The organism is Flavobacterium sp. TMP13, assembly GCF_050847115.1.
In the GTDB taxonomy this organism is placed as follows: domain Bacteria; phylum Bacteroidota; class Bacteroidia; order Flavobacteriales; family Flavobacteriaceae; genus Flavobacterium.
Map to the genome: position 1 here is coordinate 2,791,262 of NZ_CP193656.1, position 19,220 is coordinate 2,810,481.

The 19,220-nt window shown below is 34.2% G+C and carries 8 protein-coding genes; 3 read left to right on the forward strand and 5 right to left on the reverse strand.

The window, feature by feature from the left end; genetic code table 11:
• Window positions 1-140 precede the first annotated feature (140 nt).
• Window positions 141-317 (reverse strand): histone H1, encoded by a 177-nt coding sequence (locus tag ACRASX_RS12185; protein ID WP_066307837.1) that lies wholly within the window; start codon window positions 315-317, stop codon window positions 141-143.
• A 437-nt stretch (window positions 318-754) separates the two neighbouring features.
• Between ACRASX_RS12185 and ACRASX_RS12190 the strand changes: the two genes are divergently transcribed.
• Both ACRASX_RS12190 and ACRASX_RS12195 read left to right on the forward strand, forming a co-directional pair.
• Complete coding sequence (locus tag ACRASX_RS12190; protein ID WP_432221418.1) at window positions 755-898, forward strand: hypothetical protein; 144 nt, start codon at window positions 755-757, stop codon at window positions 896-898.
• A gap of 408 nt (window positions 899-1,306) precedes the next feature.
• On the forward strand, window positions 1,307-2,041 hold the full coding sequence (locus ACRASX_RS12195; RefSeq protein ID WP_432221419.1) for a tyrosine-protein phosphatase: 735 nt from the start codon (window positions 1,307-1,309) through the stop codon (window positions 2,039-2,041).
• A gap of 8 nt (window positions 2,042-2,049) precedes the next feature.
• On the opposite strand, the gene ACRASX_RS12200 is transcribed toward ACRASX_RS12195, so the two are convergent.
• The 4 genes from ACRASX_RS12200 to ACRASX_RS12215 all read right to left on the reverse strand — a co-directional run bounded on the left by ACRASX_RS12200 (window position 2,050) and on the right by ACRASX_RS12215 (window position 17,652).
• Window positions 2,050-2,868, reverse strand: a complete 819-nt coding sequence (locus tag ACRASX_RS12200; protein ID WP_432221420.1) for a 4'-phosphopantetheinyl transferase family protein — start codon at window positions 2,866-2,868, stop codon at window positions 2,050-2,052.
• A complete protein-coding gene (locus tag ACRASX_RS12205; RefSeq protein WP_432221421.1) occupies window positions 2,855-6,853 on the reverse strand; it encodes a non-ribosomal peptide synthetase in 3,999 nt (1,332 codons plus the stop codon). Before ACRASX_RS12205 ends, ACRASX_RS12200 begins: the two co-directional genes overlap by 14 nt.
• An 89-nt stretch (window positions 6,854-6,942) precedes the next feature.
• Window positions 6,943-10,911: a non-ribosomal peptide synthetase gene (locus ACRASX_RS12210; protein ID WP_432221422.1), complete on the reverse strand. Its 3,969-nt coding sequence runs from the start codon at window positions 10,909-10,911 to the stop codon at window positions 6,943-6,945.
• Between the two features lie 102 nt (window positions 10,912-11,013).
• Complete coding sequence (locus tag ACRASX_RS12215; protein WP_432221423.1) at window positions 11,014-17,652, reverse strand: amino acid adenylation domain-containing protein; 6,639 nt, start codon at window positions 17,650-17,652, stop codon at window positions 11,014-11,016.
• 609 nt (window positions 17,653-18,261) lie between these two features.
• On the opposite strand from ACRASX_RS12215, the gene ACRASX_RS12220 reads away from it, so the two are divergent.
• Entirely contained in the window at window positions 18,262-19,083 is an 822-nt protein-coding gene (locus ACRASX_RS12220) for a hypothetical protein (RefSeq protein WP_432221424.1), read from the forward strand.
• Window positions 19,084-19,220 lie beyond the last annotated feature (137 nt).

The following is a 19,220-nucleotide window of genomic DNA, read 5'->3' on the forward strand; positions in this document are numbered from 1 at the left end:
GGATTTTTAAGTTAAAAACGATTTGCTGATCTAGCGCAAAAGATTGATTGAATCAGATGCATCATGGTAAGTCCATCAAGAAACAAGTGTAAAAAACAAAGCCCTTTAATTACTTAAAGGGCTTCAAATTTTCAATCCAATTATTTTTTTGCTTCTTCGATAGAAAGTTTTCTAAATTCTTTTAGTAATTTTTCCATTTCTAAAGTTGACTTACGAGCTCTTGGTCCTGCCGCTTTTACTCCTTTTTCAATTAAAGATTGTGTTTCAGCTGTAAATGTCTCAAATTCAGCATTAATTTTTTCTACTAACTCTTTCATATCTTTTTTATTAAATTAAGTCAACAAAAATAACAGAATACAGTACACAGCGTACCAATATACTGTTAAAAAAACATTTATTTATTTTTCCGCTGCAAAACTACATCTTATAAAACAGTGAATTTGCAAGATACTAGTTGCCTCAAAAGGAGCAATAAATAACGCTAAAGAATTTTTTTATAACACTCAAGTTTATCTGTTTTTTATTTGTTGGACCGTTTTAATTATTTGATTTTTAATCTAAAAAAATATCAGTTTTACTTTGTCTGAAATTCTCTACGCTATAAAATAGTTCGGTCAAATTTTATCACTTTTTTATTTTAAAAGTAAAAAAATATTGTTTGAAGTGTAAAATGGCACGTAGAAGATAGTTTGTAAATACAAAAATGTTATGCGTTTCTTCTTAATTTCTTATTCTGCAGTTGTCGTAGTGAAGAATGAAATGGATAATAGAATTAATTATTGTTGCCTTTTACTTCTCGCTAGTAATTGCGTCAGGAGCAGGGGAGTGCTTAGATGGTGCGCATCGTAGAAATAATTTTTTTGGAGACATCTCTGATCTGCTAAATATGATACAGTAAGCCTTTATGTAGATATTTGCAAGTTATGTTGTAGTAATAAAATCAAGTAGCGCTGAATCGTGGTGGGCCATTCCTATCTCTGTTATCCTACTGATATTTTTATCTTATTTAATATTTAAATTTTTAGATGTTCCGAGACGAAAGTATTTTACAGAGCAGTTAAAAGAAAAAGGATTCTAAAGTTATAATTGATGACTTTCAGAGAAAAGAAAATTTGATTCAACTGAAAATCAATTCTTTTATGAGCTGTTATAAAATCAATCTTTGTAACACACCCTTGAGAATTTGTGTAGGTGTTTAATGCTAGAACTAAATAAAGTTTATCTTTGACTATAGTTTTGCAATAGAACTTTTTTTGTGTTTTTTTAAAATTATCTAACGCTCTCTGGCTAAAATTTAAAATCATTAATGCTATTTTTTTCTAAACCTACGCCGTATTTAATTGATTTAATTCCAGATAATCATATTGATATGCATTCGCATTTATTGCCTGGCATTGATGATGGTTCTAGCTCGCTAATTCACACTTTGTCTCTAATAGAATCGATGTACGCTTTTGGTATTACCTCATTCGTAACTACACCACATGTAATGAAATCGGTTTGGGATAATTCTACTGCAACAATTAAAAGCGCAGAGCAACAACTAAATTTAGAACTTCAAAAGAATACTAGTGCCGTTACCGTTCACGCTGCCGCAGAATATTTAATGGATGATTATTTCATAAAATTGATTCAAACAGAACCTTTACTTACTTTAAAAGAGAATTATGTTTTAGTCGAAATGTCGTATATGAATGCACCACTGGGACTTTATTCTATTTTACATGATTTGCAAGAGGCTGGGTATGTACCGGTACTTGCACATCCAGAACGTTATTTGTTTTATCAAAATAATTTTCAGGAGTTCGAAAAATTAAAAAAAGCTGGTTGCTTACTTCAGCTGAATTGTAATGCTGTAACAGGTTACTATGGTCGGAAGGTCTCGGAAGTGGCGCAACAATTATTGCAAAAAGGGATGTACGATTTCATTGGTTCGGATGTTCATCACGAACGACATATAGAAGCTATGAAAAATAAAATTATATGTAAATATGTTCCTGAACTCGAAAAATTATTCAGTAACAATCAGATTTTCCGATAAATTTTGGGTTAATTATCTAAACTAATAAATGAGGTTTTTTCTCTTACTTGTGTTAGTTCTAGTAAGCTTTTCATACTGTTTGGTATTGTGTACAAAATTATATTTTCAGCAGTTGCTGTATTACTCTCAAAAGCTACTGCTGCCAAATAAGTATTAGTAAAGACAAAACTACAGATTTGCCAATTTTTATTATTTGTAAATAGAGCTGGATTTAAATTTTGCTGTCCATCTAAACAGGGAATGTATTTAAAATCTTCGTCAATACCTTTTCCTAATCCCTTTGCAAATGCTTCTTTTCGAGTCCAAAAAGTGTAGAATGTTTGTTGCTTGTCCGTAGCATTTTGAATTGCATGCATTTCTTTATCATCAAAAATATCTGGAAACAGGTTGCTGAAATTAAAATTTTCAGATTTATATTCAATGTCAATTCCAACTTTTTTATGTGAAACTGCAATAACTGCAAAATCTTCAGAATGGGAGATATTAAAATATAGGAACGGATGAGAGGCTAAAAATGGTTTTTTATTAACGTCATAATCTAGGCAAATATGCTTCACATCTAAATTTGTATGCGATGCCAAAACGAATTTTAAAATTGATCTATAAATGATGAATCGATTCTTATCTATTTCTTTATAAAATTGTTCGGCTCTGTCCTTTTCTTCCTTTCTAAGAAAGCGACATAAATCTAATTTTAATTCAATAAAATCAGGTAAGTAAAGGGTATAAATGAGAACTTCATCCGCATTTAAATGATGTGGTTTTGTGGTTATTAATTCAGTACTTTTTAAGTCTAAAAAAGATATATGTACTCTAGCTGTTTCCATGCTTTTTATCTAAAATGTCTTGAAGCATTCGTGCTAAAATTTTGTCATTTGGTGGTGCTACAATGCTAAGATGATTGCCTTTTATATTATGAATGTGAACTCCCTTTAGCGCTGCTTTTTTCCAACCTAAATGTGTAGGGTCTAATTTATAATTTTCATCATGTTCTGCTCTAAATAATTCTACTTCAAAATCTTGCGGAATAAGATGATAGCGATCAACTATTTTATTAACCATTCGATCAGCAACGATAAACTCTTGGAGTGCTAATGTTTCCTGCTCAGACCTATTTTCTTTAAATCCGAAATATTTTTTTAAGATGTACTCTTTTTTTGCATTCATACGCATTTTTAAAGATGGCAAACTTGTAAGCATTTCCATTAAATAATCAGCTCTTCTATAGGTGCGATCATAATAGCGCATCGATTCTTTTTTAAAGTATGATTTGTAGTAGTACGATGAATCAACGTAAGTGTCTAACATGGCAATCATACTTACTGTTTTACCTTGTGCTTTAAGTTGGCGTGCTATTTCGAAGGCTACGATGCCTCCAAATGAAAATCCTGCTATTGCGTAAGGTCCTTTAGGATTTATTTTTACTATTGAATCGATGTAGCATGCTGCCATAGCTTCAATAGATTCAAACCAATTCTCATACCCATTAGGTCCGATTCCTTGAAAACCATAAACGGGTTGCTCTTTATCGAAATGGTGAATGACATGTGCAAAATTGAGAATATTAAGTCCAGCTCCATGAACGATAAAAAGTGGAATTTTAGTGCCATGTGGTTTCATAGGAACTAAATAATCAGATGTAATTTTGTTCTCAACCAGTATTAATTTAGCAAATTTTTCGATGGTTGAATGTTGAAACAAAGCAGAAAGTGGAATTCGGATACCAGTTTGTTTTTCTATTTTAATCATTACGTTTAAAGCCATAATAGAATGGCCGCCCATCTCAAAAAAATTACTAAATATATCGATGTTTTCTAAGTGTAAGCTTTCTTTCCAAATCGCGGCGACCAATTTTTCTTCTTCCGTTCTAGGCGCTGTAAATTGTGGCTCAATTTCTGTGTTCGCTTTATAATCTATTAATGTTTTTCGATCCACTTTATCGTTTAAAGTAGTAGGCATTTTGTCTAGAATATGAAAAACATGTGGAACCATAAAAGAAGGAAGTTGTGAGGAGAGTTCATTTCTCCATCCTCTAATTAGCTCAATTTCTGTAGTTGCTTTAAAATCTACGATAATAAAAGCAACAAGAATATCGCCTTTCGCAAGCACAATTGCTTGTTTAATGCCATTAATTGATACTAAAGCATGTTCTATTTCTCCAATTTCGATTCGATGCCCTCTTACTTTTACTTGATGATCTATACGTCCAAGACACATCACTTCATTATTTGGTAATAGTTTTCCTAAATCGCCTGAGAGGTAAAGTATCGCATCTTTTTCACTCGAAAATAAATTGGGAATATATTTTGCTGCAGTGAGTTCTGGTCTTCCCAAATAACCTTTTCCAACTCCATCGCCTCCAATAGCAATTTCTCCAATGCTATTTGGAGGCAGAAGATTCATTTGCTCATCAACGATATAATATTGCATATTCGCAATAGGACCTCCCACAGAAATTATTGTATCCTCTGTTTTAATGTGCTTACAAGAAGAAAAAATTGTTACTTCAGTCGGGCCATATAAGGTCCAAAGTTCATCCGATATTTTAATAAGTTCTTTAGCTAATTTAGCAGGTAATGGTTCTCCACAACACCATATTTTGATGGGTAATCTTTTTGACCAACCTGCATCTAACAACATTTGGTAAGTTGTTGGTGTGGCTACAATTAAAGAAATTTTTTCTTGGTCTAACATCTCATAAAAAAGTCTGCCATCGCTTGACGTTTCATGGTCTGGTAAGACTAAAACAGCGCCTTTAAATAGTGGGAAAAACAATTCGAAACTAGCAATATCAAAAGAAATCGTCGAGATAAAAGGAACTCTGTCAGTCTCTTTTATACCAGGTTCAACTGCCATAGAATAGAGCAAATTAACCACATTTTTATTCGATATTTTAGCTCCTTTTGGCTTACCAGTAGAACCAGAAGTATACAAAAGATATAATATGTTTTCTGGATCAACGACCGTTTCTAGTTTTGATGTCGGATATTGAGCTAGCGATTGCATGGCGTCGTCTATCAAAATGGTGTTAGAACATTTAGGTAACGATATAGACAGTGCTTTGCTAGTTAAAAGAAATTTAGCCTCAGAATCTTCCATCATATATTCGATTCGCTTAGTAGGATATTCGTGATCTAACGGAAGGTACGCGGCTCCACATTGAATAATGGCTAAAATGGCATAAACCAACTCTGGACTGCGTGGAAAACAAACGGCTATATAATCGCCCGATTGAACCCCATGTGCTTCTAAGTAATGCGCAAATTGATTCACTTTACTATGTAAATCATGGTATGAAATTTTAGTATTGTTATATTCAATGGCAATATTATTTGGTGTATTATCTGCTTGTTTGCTTAGTAAATTAGTCAATGAAACGTTAGGATATGCTGATTCTGTACTATTTATAATAGTATAATCTGATAAGTAATCACCATTTATTAGGTTAGCTAATGGACTGTTTTGCTCGGATATTAATTTATTTATAGTCTCTTCAAACGACATCATCATTTGCTTTATCGTTTCTTTTTTGAAGAGTGTCGAATTGTACGAGCATTGAAAGGTGGGTTTGTTTTTTGACATACATGCATGCAACTGTAGCTCAAAAGACGAGAATTTTCTAGGATTGATTGTAAATTCGTACGTGAGTCCGATAAATGAAAATTCACTTTCAATATCTCTATTTAAGTCCACAGTTAAGGTAACGGGAACCATGGGAACTCGCGACGGATCGCGAGCGATTGCTAACTTTTGAAGCAGATGACCGAAACTAACTTGATTATTAATATAGGCTTCCAGTAATTGCGGATTTCTGTCTTTTAAGTACTCTAAAAAGGTGAGTTTTGTATTTATAGTACTTCGTAAAGGAAGTAAATTGGCACAATCTCCAATCAAATGCTTCATGTCGTAACGTCTGTTTCCTGAAGTCGGAAAACCTACAATCAAATCATTTTGACCTGTTATTTTGCATAAAAACACCTCAAATGCAACTAATAGTGTTGTTGCTAAACTACAACCCGCACTTTTACCAAGTTGTTTGAGTGAATTTATAACAGTTCCGTCCATAATAAAGTCAACACGTTCACTATTATAAGTGCGTAAAGGAGGTCTGTCAAAATCAATTGGTAATTCTACTGTTGGAACTGATTCATTATAAACGTTTAACCAAAAATCTTCTATTTGCTTGTAATCACCCGTTTCTGCTAACAAGTTCACCTTTTTCGCGTAGGTACTAAAACGTTCTGGTGTTGCTAATTTGGGCTTCGTGTTTTCGATAAACGCTGAATAAAGAATACTAAGCTCTTCGAGAATTATGTTGATACTTAAACCATCACCAATAATGTGATGATGTGTTAGTACTACAATATTTTGTAAGTCTTCAATTTTAATTATTTTAATTCTTAATAAAGGTCCTTTTACCAAGTCGAAAACAAAATTAACGTCTTCATCAATGGCATTTTCTCTCGCCTCTTCTTTTTCCTTCGGCGAAAGTGGCGAAATATCAATATGTGAAATTTCCGACGTAAGATCTTTATGAATATGCATGTAGTTTCCGTCGGCACTAAAGGAAGCTCTCAAGCTTTCGTGCCTTTGCAGTAGAGTATTCAAAGAATTGGTAAATGCCTCTGTAATAAACTCACCATTAAACTTAATGGAATAAGACAAATTGTAGGCCTTGTTCGCATCGACACCTCCGATCACACAATCTGTCCAAATTTCTAATTGTGAGTTGGTCGTATGAATAATACTTTCAATGTTGGTAGATAACGGATTGAATTGAGTCTTATTTTGATTGTGTGCTTGATGTTTCATTTTGTCGTACGATTTTATGTAAGATTTATTGCTGGAGCTTTCTTACTTTACTAAAACTTATTTTTTTGCAGTTTAGATCTAAAATGATTTTAAATTTTTGCATGCTTTTCATCTAAAATATCCTGAAGCAACCTTGCCAATAACTTATCATTTGGCGGAGCAACAATATCTAAATGGTTGCCAGATATATTATGAATTTTAACACCTTTTAATGCTGCTTTCTTCCATCCCAAATGCGTTGGGTCTAATTTATAGTGTAAGTCATCTTGCGATCGAAACAGATCTACTTCAATGTTTTGTGGTTTAAGATGGTAACGATCCACAATCGTTTTAACCATGCTGTCGGCCTCAATAAATTGTTCGAGCGCAACGGCTTCTTGCTCAGTCATTGCAGGATTATGACCAAAATGCCTTTTTAATATGTAGTCTTTTTTTGCGTTCGTTCGCATTTTAAAAGCTTTCCAACTCATAAGCATTTCTCTTAAAAAATTTAATCTTTTGTGAGTAAGGTCAAAGTATCTAATTAATTTCTTTTTGCTAAATGTCTGGTAATAATAAGAGGAATCGACGTAAGAGTCTAGCAAGGCGGTCAAGGTTACGTTTTTTCCTTGCTCTTTTAATTGACGTGTCATTTCAAAAGCAACAATTCCTCCAAACGAAAATCCAGCCAACGCATAAGGACCGTTAGGATTTATTTTTACAATAGCGTCTATGTAATGAGCCGCCATTTCTTCAATTGATTCATACCAAGCATCATATTTCTTAGCATTGCCTTGAATGCCATAAATTGGCTGATTTTCGTTGAAGTGTTTGCTTAGGTTAACAAAATTTAAAACATTTAGCCCCGCTCCATGAATGATAAACAAAGGTGTTTTATCTCCGCTGGCTTTTATAGGAACCAAGCAATCAGAACAAATGTCACTTTTTGTATGTAGTAGCTTAGCAAATTTCTCTACTGTCGAATATTTAAATAATACAGACAATGGAATGCGTTTACCAGTAATTTTCTCTATTTCAATCATAACTTTTACTGCTTTGATTGAATGTCCGCCCATTTCGAAAAAATTACTAAAAATATCGATAGTATCTAGATTTAAGCTTTCTTTCCAAATGTCGGCAACTAACTTTTCATCTTCTGTTCGAGGCGCGGTATATTTACGGTCTTCAAGTGCTGTATATTGTGATAATGCTTTACGATCGATCTTACCGTTAAGCGTTGTGGGTATTTTTTCTATTAAATTAAAAGCATGCGGAACTAAATGTGGTGGCAATTGTGATAATAAGTTTTCGCGCCAACTCGCAACAAATTGTTTTGCATTTTCGATGGAATCATAGGGTACAACATGAGCGATTAAAAAATCTTCATTAGCCAATACCACTGCCTTTTTTATACCTTCAATTGCCAGTAAAGCTTGTTCCACTTCACCAGGCTCAATTCGGTGTCCTCTAATCTTAACCTGTTGATCGACACGTCCGAGGCATTCTATTTCATGGATTGGAAGTAACCTTCCTAAATCACCAGTTCGATAAAAAACAGCATCTTCAGTAGAAAAAGGATTTTTAATAAATTTTTCATCTGTTAGTTCTGGTCTGTTCCAGTATCCGTTGGCAACGCCGTCTCCAGCAATGGCAATTTCACCAATGATTCCGGGAGCAACAAGTTGCTGTTGATCATTTATAATATAAATTTGAGTATTTGCAATCGGCTTACCAATTGTTATTAATGTAGTATCATCTTTTATTTGCTTAGCTAATGAATATACGGTGGTTTCTGTTGGTCCATAGACATTCCAGAGCGTAGTACACTTAGTTAAAAGTTTTTGGGCAAGATCTGCAGGCAGCGCTTCGCCACCGCAAAGCGCTTTAATTGGTAGTTTTTGAGACCAACCAGAATCTAGCAGCATGGACCAAGTTACAGGTGTAGCTTGCAAGAAACTAATATTACTACTTTGTATTAGATCAATCAACAAACGACCATCTCTGGCGGTTTCTGAGTCAGCTAATATTAATGTCGCGCCGTTAAGAAGCGGTAGAAACAATTCAACACTGGCTATATCAAATGAAATTGTAGTAATCGAAAGTACTCGGTCACTTTCTATAATACCAGGTTCCAGTGTCAAACTGCAAAGTAAATTCACCAAATTTTTATGGCTAATAGAAACGCCTTTAGGATTACCCGTTGATCCAGAAGTATAAAGTAAATATACGGGATCTGCAGGATTTACTTTTGTTTTTAATCTTGTGTGTGGATATTTATGTAAGGCTTCAATAGCATTTTCTATTAAAATTGTAGTTGATAAGCTAGGTAATGAATTAGAGAGGTGTTGGTTGGTTAATAAAAACTTAGCTTCAGAATCTTCCATCATAAATTGTAATCTCGAAATTGGATATTCTGGATCTAAAGGAAGATATGCTGCTCCACATTGCATAATAGCTAAAAGTGAAATTACTAGCTCTGCTGAACGAGGCAGCGAGATAGCAACAAAATCGCCATAAGCAACTCCACATTCTGTTAAATAATGAGCCATTTGATTGGTCTGATCTTGTAACTCTTGATATGAAATTGCAGTGTCGAGAAACTCTAACGCTATATTCGTTGGAGTCTGAATACTTTGTAAAGCAAACAGCTCGTGAAGTGATACGTGAGGATAATCAGTCTTAGTTCGATTCAATTCATCGTAATCAGCTGTAAAGTCTTCAAACGTAAGTTGACCTAAAGTGATCGATGGATCTTTAACAACATTCTGGATTATTTTTATGAAAGACTGCATCATTTCTTTAATCGTTTCTGATTTAAAAAGAGCTTCGTTATAAGACCATTCAAAAACTAAATCTTTTTCGGTTCCGCTGGCATTAACAAAAATTTCAAAAGGGTCGTAAGCCTTAGGATTGCTTATTAAAGTATAATTCAAATTAAAAAAATGAACGCCATCGGTCATTCCCAAATCAATATTAAAAACAATCGGCACCAATGGAATTCTAGAAGGATCGCGAGCCACTTTCAAGCTTTGTAAAAGATGTCCAAAACTAAGTTGTGAATGATCGTAAGCATCAAACAATTCTGATTTTCTTTTTTTTAGGTATTCTATGAAAGGACTATTTGCATTTAGATTACTTCTTAGCGGAAGTAAGTTAACACAATGTCCCATTAAATGAGTCATGCCCTTACTAGCTTGACCAGCAGAAGGTAATCCAACAACTAAATCATCCTGACCTGATAATTGAGATAAAAACACTTCAAAAGTAGTAAGCAATGTCGATACTAAACTTGCGCCAACAGTTAAGCCAGTTTGTTTTAAACTTGACAATAAATTTGCATCAAAAGTAAAATCTAAACGCTGACTCTTATAAGTTCGAACTGGTGGTCTAACAAAATCTGTTGGCACAGTAACTAAAGGGATAGATTTTTTGTAAACATTATGCCAAAATTGTTCTGTTTCACGATTTTCATCACTTTCCGAGAATATTTGTTCTTCATGTGCATAGGCAGAAAATGGAATTGCAGCAGTTAAATAAGGTGTTTTATTGTCGGCTATTGCTGAATAAAGTATGCCTAAGTCTTGCAGCATTATTCCGATAGACCAACCATCACAAATTATATGATGAACGGTTATAACTAATTGATGTTTATTTTGATAAAGTTTAAGTAAACCAACTTTTAACAAAGGCCCGTTGACAAGATCAAAAAGAAAATCGGCATCGTCTCTTATATATTGATCTAAAGCCTGTTTTTTATTGATACTTTCTAAATTAGAAAGATCAATAGTGGTAATTTTGATGATGAGGTTTTTGTAAATGGACATGTACAGACCATCTGTGCTAAAACTGGAACGAAGTGATTCATGGCGATCGACTAAATTTTGAAAAGCCTTATCCATGGCAATCGGATCCAACGGTCCTATAAACTCTATCGAAATAGACTCGTTATAAGCTCTTGCCGCATCGTTTTCACCCAAATAGCAAGCAGTCCAGATTTCAGATTGCGCTTTTGTTGTGTAAACAACGCATTCTAATTCTGGACCTGCAAAAGGGTCATATTTAGTAGGTGTATGTAACATAGTACGTTAACTATTTTATTTTTAAAATGATGTATGATTAAGATTTCACTCTCATTTTTTTACTTCACAGTTTATTTATGGTAAGCATCTTAATGGTAAGAGCTATAAATCAATTTTTACATAATCACCAATTTTATTAGAATCTGCTACAAACCAAGCGGGATTTCCTTTTTTATCACGTCCCAATTTTGCGCCAGCAACTGGAGGTTTATTAATGATGCCACAATTTTTTTCGTTAGCTATTATTGAAGTTGAATTGTCAGATTTAGTACTACTAAAAAATCCAGCGGCAACCATTTTTTCAATACATGCTTTAAACGTATTTATAATTTTTGTTAGATCTTCTTCAGTATAAACTTCTGTTAGAAAACATGGAAAGCCATCCCAGATATGAATGCCGTTTTCTCGAAGTAAAGTGAATAATAACTCTCCATACAGTACTTCGTCGTTGAATTTAAGTCTCCAGAGTGAACCAAAATGATTGATAATCATTGGTAAATCTTTTTTTTTAAATTCTTCATTTAATTCAACTGCTAAACGATTGGTCATTTCATTAAGTTTTTTTTGCAAAGCTGGCCCTTGTTTTTTAAGATGGAGTAGGGCGGCTTTCGAAGCTGCAAGTGCTAATGGATGGCGAACAAAAGTGCCCGCAAAATACGTAACGCCCACTTCTGGGATAGAGTCATCACCATACTGCCAATGGCCGCCGTCTAGCGCATCCATGTATTTTCGTTTCCCAGCAATGGCACCAATGGAAAGACCGCCACCAATTACTTTACCATAGGTAGCAATGTCAGCTTGAATATTGAATAAAGCTTGGGCTCCGCCTGGATGCATTCGGAAACCGGTAATGATCTCATCAAAAATCAATGGAATATGAGCTCTGATCGTTAGTTCTCTTACTTTATTTAAAAAGTCTATTGGCTGAAATTCTGGTCTTCTGCTTTGCACTGGTTCTACAAGAATTGCTGCTAATTCATCAGCTCTTTCAATTATTATTTGTAGACTTTCTGTGGTTCCATATTCTAATATTAACATATTCTGAACCGATTCGGGCATTATTCCCGGTGCAGCAGGAAAAGTCATTAATTTTTTAGAACCACGAACCAAAGCTTCGTCTATTATGCCGTGATAGGAACCAGAAAAAGCGACAATTAGCGATCGACCTGTCACTGTTCTTGCAATTCTCATAGCTCCCAAAACTGCTTCAGATCCGGTGTTGCAAAGTGCGGCACGTTCTTGATTAGTGAATTCACAGATCAATTCACAAACTTCGCCAGCTAATGGATGTTGTGGTCCTACTTCAAATCCATTCTCAACTTGCATGTGTAGGGCTTCCTTAATAAAATCGGGTTGATGACCAAAAAAACAAGACCCGAACCCGTTAAGAGCGTCGATGTATTCATTGCCATCAATATCCCAGAGACGATTTCCTTTAGATTTTTCAATAACAATAGGATATACTATTTCTTTTGTTAGTGGTTTAAACCCAGAAACAACTCTAGGATCTGCCATTGTACTTCTATGCTTTTGAGCGTACGCTTTACTGCCTCCAGTTTTTTTAGTGTAGTTTGAAATTAGTTCAGTGAGAAATTCCTTTTGAGAATAACTCATTTCGTTTACTTTTTTTTCAATTTTTGGAGATGCTCCAAATGGCTTTTGATGTTCTACACGTTCTTCCGCGGTTCTTAAATCTTCAGGTATATTTTTTATGACGGAATGTAGTTCTTCGTGTTGCAATTTTTGATGAACTACTCCGGTATTATTAACTTGCAGCAGTTCCATTTGCTTCCCTAATAATTGAAGTTGCTGTGCGATTAACACTAAAGTCGTATTATTATTATTATTATTATTCGAAATAATGGGTACAGTATTTACAATTGGAGTAGTGGTAGCAATTGAGTTTGATACTGATTGAGTTTGAATAGTTGTGTTATACTCTTGCTTCGGGAGATTTTGATCAAGGTATTCTGCTAAAAGAGATGGTGAACTATATTCTTCATTAAGTTGACGAAACGTTATAGGAAGTTTGAAATCTTTCTTTAAACTTGTTGCAAGTTGAGTTAATGTCAAAGAATCCAATCCTAGATCAAGAAAACTTTTTAAAGAAGCGTCAGTTGAATATTCTATACCTGAGGTTTCATTTATAATTGAAGAAATTTTGCTGAGGATAGTAGTTTTTCTCATAGGCTTGCTGTCATTTTGAATACTAGTTGAATTTTGAGCAGTACTTATATGCGTTATTGAATTTCTGGCTTGAAAATTTATCGGATTTATCCAACAATGCTTACGGTCAAAAACATAACTAGGTAATGCTATTTTTTGTCTTGTTTGATCGGTATAAAAAGTGTCCCAATCAGGTTCGATTCCTCTAAGCCATAACTCTCCTAGAGAATTAAGTATGGTGTTGTAATTATTTTCTTGACTTTCAGTTTGCGTTAAACTCAAAAGTCCAGAAACGACTGTACCATTTCCTTGTTGTTTGATTAAGGTCGTCAAGGTTTGGCCAGGTCCCACTTCTAAGAAAATAGGATTTTCTAATTGTAATAGAGTAGTTGTGGCCGTTGCAAACCGAACCGTGCTTCGCAAGTGATTGGACCAATATTGAGGATTTATAGCTTCATCATCGGTAATATATAAACCAGTAACGGTAGAAACTATTGGTAATGAAGGAATGTTGAGCGTAATCTTTTTTACTTCTGCTTCGAAAATAGCTAAAATAGGATTCATCATGCTAGAGTGAAATGCATGACTGGTAAGTAGAATTTTATTAGGAACTTCTAAAACGTCTAACGATTGGCTAAATTGTTTTACATGTTGATCTTCACCCGCTACGACACACAATTGCTTAGAGTTTATGGCAGCTACAGATAGCGTTCCTGGAAGAATATTTTTTAATTTATCTTCGGTTAGACGAACAGACAACATGCTTCCGCCTGGTAAATCTCCTACCATTCGACCTCTAATTGCAATTAGATGCAAAGCATCTTTTAAACTAAAAACCCCCGCTAAGTGCGCGGCGACGAATTCACCAATACTGTGTCCACACAATGCAGTTGGCTTAATTCCCCAACTTAGCCACAGTTGTGACAAGGCATATTCAGTTACAAATAAGGCAGGTTGTGTGAAACGAGTGTCTTTTAATTTTGCCTCTGTTTCTGGAGTAACTATTTCCGGATATAAAACTTTGCGAATGTCTACTTTTAATTCTTCTATTAAAATCTCTGCACACGTATCTACAGCTTCTTTATAAATGATTTCATTTTGATAAAGATTCCAACCCATTTTTGAAAACTGGGATCCTTGACCGGGAAAAAGAAATACTACTTCATTAGGTGCAACTTTTAATATTAAATTTTTACTATGTTTCTTTTCCGTAGCAAGTAATTCGGCGCTAGCGGAAACGCAATCACTTGCTAAAATAAAACTGCGATGACTAAAGGAATCTCGTGTTTTATTTAAAGTGTAAGCAACATCTGCCAAAGATAAGTTAGGTGCTGCATTAAGAAAGTTGCCTAGTTCATTTTCATAACCTTTCAGACTGTCTTCTGATTTGGCTGACCACATCAATAATTGGAGTGGTCGGCTTGAACTAGAATTTTTTTGTTCGATCGGATATTCTTCTACAACAAGATGTACATTAGTACCGCCCACACCAAAGGAGCTAACTCCAGCTCTTAATGGCGCATCCGACTCCCATTTACTTAATTTTGAATTGACATAAAACGGACTGTTTTTAAAATCTATAATCGGATTTGGCTTTTCAAAACCTAAAGATGGCGGAATTAATTTATGATTCATTGCTAAGATTGTTTTTATCAATCCAGCTACACCGGCAGCAGCGGTTAAATGACCCATATTACTTTTTATCGATCCAATGGCGCAAAAATTATTTTTAGTATGTTTTCCAAAACCTATTTTAAGTCCTTCGAGTTCTATAGGATCACCCACAGGAGTTCCAGTGCCGTGTGTTTCAACATAACTTATTGAAGACGAAGAAATTTGAGCATCTTGAATTGCTTTTTTAATAGCAACAGCTTGTCCTTCTGTGCTTGGCGCAGTAAAACTGCCTTTATTGCCACCGTCATTTGTAATTCCTATTCCTTTAATGATTCCATATATCGTATCACCCTCTTTTTGCGCAGCATCTAATTTTTTGAGAAGTACGACTCCAGCTCCGTCACTAAATACGGTTCCTTTTCCTGATTCGTCAAAAGAGCGGCAATGTCCGTCTGGACTCAACATTGATCCTTCTTGATACAAATGTCCACTAAAAATAGGTGCAGTAACACTTGAACCACCAGCAAGTGCAATATCACATTGGCCACTTCTAATTGCTTGCACAGCTTCTGCAATGGCAAGTAGAGAGGTAGAACAACCAGAATGAATACTGACAGCAGGACCTTTTAAGTTTAGATGATAGGAAGTTCTTGAAGAAATGTAATCTTTCTCATTAACAGTTTCAGCCAAGAGATAACCTATGCTATCTACTATTTCTTTGTTAGGTAAAATATTTTTTTTATAATACGTATTTGTTCCAGTACCTGCATAAACGCCTATACTACCAGTATAATATTTAGGTAAATAGCCCGTTTGCTCAAGAGCTTCCCATGCAATTTCTAAGAATAAACGGATCTGAGGATCCATTACTTCAGCTAGTTTTGGATTTATTCCAAAAAAAGCAGCATCGAATGTATTTGCCGACGGAATAATACCACGAGCTGCGACATAAAGAGGATCATTGACCAGCTCTTCCGCAATGCTATAATCAATTTCTTCAGGTTTAAAAAAAGAGATTGTTTCTCTGCCTTCTTTTAAAACATTCCATAATTCATTTATTGTTTGTGCTCCAGGAAACCTACCTGCCATTCCTATAATGGCAACATCTCCTGATTGTATACTTGATGTGAATTTTGTGCCATTGAGCGAACTATTCCATTTTTTGTTTAATTCTAAAAATTCGCAAAGTCTTGCTATCGTTGCATATTGATAGATAGTGGTAACTGACATTTTCAAATCTAGCCTTTCTTTAAGCACGCTCACCACTCGTTGTGTTAAAAGCGATGTTCCTCCCATTTCAAAGAAGTTGTCGTCTATGCCTATCAGAGGTACTTGTAAGTGATCGCTCCAAACTTTAGCAATTTCCTTCTCTAGTTTCGTTGTTGGCTTTCTTAAAAGTGGTGCACAACTTGGTCGTATATATTCTGGGACTGGTAAATTTTTCGTATCTATTTTTCCATTTGTTGTGATAGGAAAGTCAGTAACCCACATAAAAAACTTTGGAACCATAAATTCAGGAAGTATTTCTTCAAGCTTATCGCGAATGCTTTTAGTTTCTTGACGATGGTCTGCCGATTGTAAGTAAGCCACTAAGCTAGGCTCTCCTCCGATGTGAGTACTGACAACGACGGTTGCTCTTTTAATCTCTTGAAGATTATTTAGTACAGATTCGATTTCGCCTAATTCAATACGATGTCCGCTAACTTTTACTTGTTGATCAATTCTTCCCAAGCATTGAATTTGTCCATTTGGCAAAACTTTTCCTAAATCACCAGAAAGATACATTTTACGATTTGGATCATTTTGAAAAACATTATGCACAAATCTTTCGTTCGTAAGGTCAGGTTTGTTTAAATATCCTAACGAGACGCCATCTCCAGCTATAACAATTTCTCCTACTTCTCCTTCATTTACAGGCATTCTTTGCGTATCTAGTAAATAAATTTGAGTATTGGCTATGGGTTTTCCAATGTTTATTGTATTGTCATTGATGGTAATTTGAGTAAGTATACAACAAACTGTTGTTTCTGTAGGTCCATAAATATTCCACAATTCACTGCAAAGCGAAAGTAATTTATGTGCCAAAGGCAATGGTACAGGTTCACCACCAATTAATGCTTTAAGGTGTAGCGGTTTTTCCCAACCAGAGTCTATTAGAATTTGCCAAATACTTGGCGTACCCCACATTATTGTGATTTTGTCTGAAACGGCTTTTTTAAGTAAAGTTTGTCCATCCCTTCTTGTTTCTTCGTCAACTAAAACTACGCAAGCTCCAAAAAGTAAAGGAAGATAAATCTCCATCACCATAGCATCAAATGAAATTGTTGTCACCGAAAATATTTTATCGTTCTCTGTTATTCCTGGAGCTTGAGCCATAGAATAAAGAAGATTTATTACATTGCAGTGAGCCACTTGTACTCCTTTTGGTTTTCCAGTAGACCCCGATGTGTAAATTATAAATGCAGCGCTGTCAGTTGCTATTTTGTGAGGTAAGGGTTGTGTTGGATGGTTAACGATTGCAGTTAGTATTTCCGAAATTGAAAAACAAACTATTTTATTTTCAAGACTTGTTTTTAAGTTCGAACTGATATAAAATGAAGCAGCAGAATCTTCAATCATCAAATGTATTCTTACATCAGGATACAACACATCAATAGGAACGTAAGAAGCGCCACATTGCAAAATAGCAAATAGCGAAGCAATTAAATCGGGAGATCTATCTAATGATACAGCAACTATTTGTCCAGGTCTGAGACCTTGAGACCAAAGGTAGTTTGCCATTTGGTTAATCTTTTTTTGTAATTCACCATAACTAACTTTTATATCATTAAACTCAAGTGCAATTGAATGTGGAAACATTTTGGCTCTAACATCAAAAAGCTCATGCAGCGTACTTTTAGGATACGGCATTACAGCTCCAATTATTTTATTGTTTGAATTGTTGGTGTTAGGTTTATTCATTTTAATGGTATTGAAATTAGATTTGCGGATATTGTGCAATAAATCGCTTTTTTTTAATCACACGTATATTGTAAAGTGTTGCTATATAGTTTTTTATAAAAATTAACTGTATTAAAACCCCTGTCTTAAATTATTTTTTTTAATAAAATTTGTAAATATTAATTAATTACGATTTAATAACTTACCCAAAAAAAGTAAAAAAATTCAAACTATACTTACAATTCCTTTATAAAGCCATTATTATCGATGAATAGCATTTTTGATTACTATTTTTGACATAATAGTGGTCTAAAATGTTTTAAAATTCCAGCTTTTTAAGGCTAGTCTTTCTTATAAATTTTTTTTAAGCAAGAATCACTATTCCCTTAAATTATTTATAAATCAAATTTTCTTTTGATCCTCAAAATCATAAATTTCGAAAAATAAATTGTTGATTTTAATATTAGATTGCTTAGTATGTCATTTTTTTACAGCGAAACTTAACTCGAGACGCTTTAGTAACCTTGTAAAACTCATAAGTCTTTTTTATTTTAAATTTTAATTAATTTGTAAGAAATTCTTTTTTACATTAGCAAATTATTTTCACAAAATACTAATAATGAATTAGATATGAATCGATTACGTGTTTTTGTAAAGACCTTTGAAATTTGGATATTTTTAATCTGTGCTCCGTTAACGAGTGCAATTTTTGTTTATGGAGTGCAATTGCATATTATTCCTGGACGCATTTACATACACGGTCGTTTCTTTCTGCTTTTATTTCTTTTGATGGGTTTAGTTAAATTTACTAGGGGAAATGCCGGTCTGAAAGATTTATTCAGTCCAATGTTAATTTGGAAAGTTCCTGTTCGATGGTACTTATTTGCATTGCTTTTTGCATCATCAATTGCATGTTTAACTTTATGCTTGAAGGCATTTTATTTGGGTGGTGATTTTACTATTTTTAAGTTAAATTTTTCTGCGATTACTAGTCTTTCATTTGTTATAAATATGATCTTATTTGCCTTAGTTGGTGAGGTAGTTTGGGTTAGTTTTGCTGTTAGGCAGCTTTCAAAATTTATGAATATATTTTTCGCTAGTCAAATTGTTGGATTGGTTTGGGGGTTATGGTGGGCTCCAATAGTTTTGTTTAACGTTGGTGTAATTGAAGACTTACCAATATTGGCGCTAATTATAAATATGATGGGCGCAGCTGGAATTTGTGCTGTCGTTTATGGACAAACTAAAAGTGGTATCTGTGTTTGGGTTCTTCAGACTATGCTAAATGCCGCTTGTCTTACTTTTCCTGTTGCACCAGGCGCTGGCATCCAAACTTATTGGGCTTTCAGCATTGTTTATTTCTTAGTCATGTTAGGGTTAATGTTCTATTTTAATAGAACAAAGAAACGATCACAAAAACAAAATATCGCATTCACAAAGATTATAAATTAGATTAAAAAAGATTCTTTTAATTACCTCTTCAAGCTAGATAACCTGATAAATTTGTTCTTAATTCGTTTGCTTTTATTCCTTGTAATTGCTACTATTTATTTTTGATATGATGCTGACTTAAGTACTTATTTTCAACT

Excerpts from the sequence above, each read along its gene's own strand:
- ACRASX_RS12185 (WP_066307837.1), bottom strand. The coding sequence starts at position 317 with ATGAAAGAGTTAGTAGAAAAAATTAATGCTGAATTTGAGACATTTACA.
- ACRASX_RS12190 (WP_432221418.1), top strand. The coding sequence starts at position 755 with ATGAAATGGATAATAGAATTAATTATTGTTGCCTTTTACTTCTCGCTA.
- ACRASX_RS12195 (WP_432221419.1), top strand. The coding sequence starts at position 1,307 with ATGCTATTTTTTTCTAAACCTACGCCGTATTTAATTGATTTAATTCCA.
- ACRASX_RS12200 (WP_432221420.1), bottom strand. The coding sequence starts at position 2,868 with ATGGAAACAGCTAGAGTACATATATCTTTTTTAGACTTAAAAAGTACT.
- ACRASX_RS12205 (WP_432221421.1), bottom strand. The coding sequence starts at position 6,853 with ATGAAACATCAAGCACACAATCAAAATAAGACTCAATTCAATCCGTTA.
- ACRASX_RS12210 (WP_432221422.1), bottom strand. The coding sequence starts at position 10,911 with ATGTTACATACACCTACTAAATATGACCCTTTTGCAGGTCCAGAATTA.
- ACRASX_RS12215 (WP_432221423.1), bottom strand. The coding sequence starts at position 17,652 with ATGAATAAACCTAACACCAACAATTCAAACAATAAAATAATTGGAGCT.
- ACRASX_RS12220 (WP_432221424.1), top strand. The coding sequence starts at position 18,262 with ATGAATCGATTACGTGTTTTTGTAAAGACCTTTGAAATTTGGATATTT.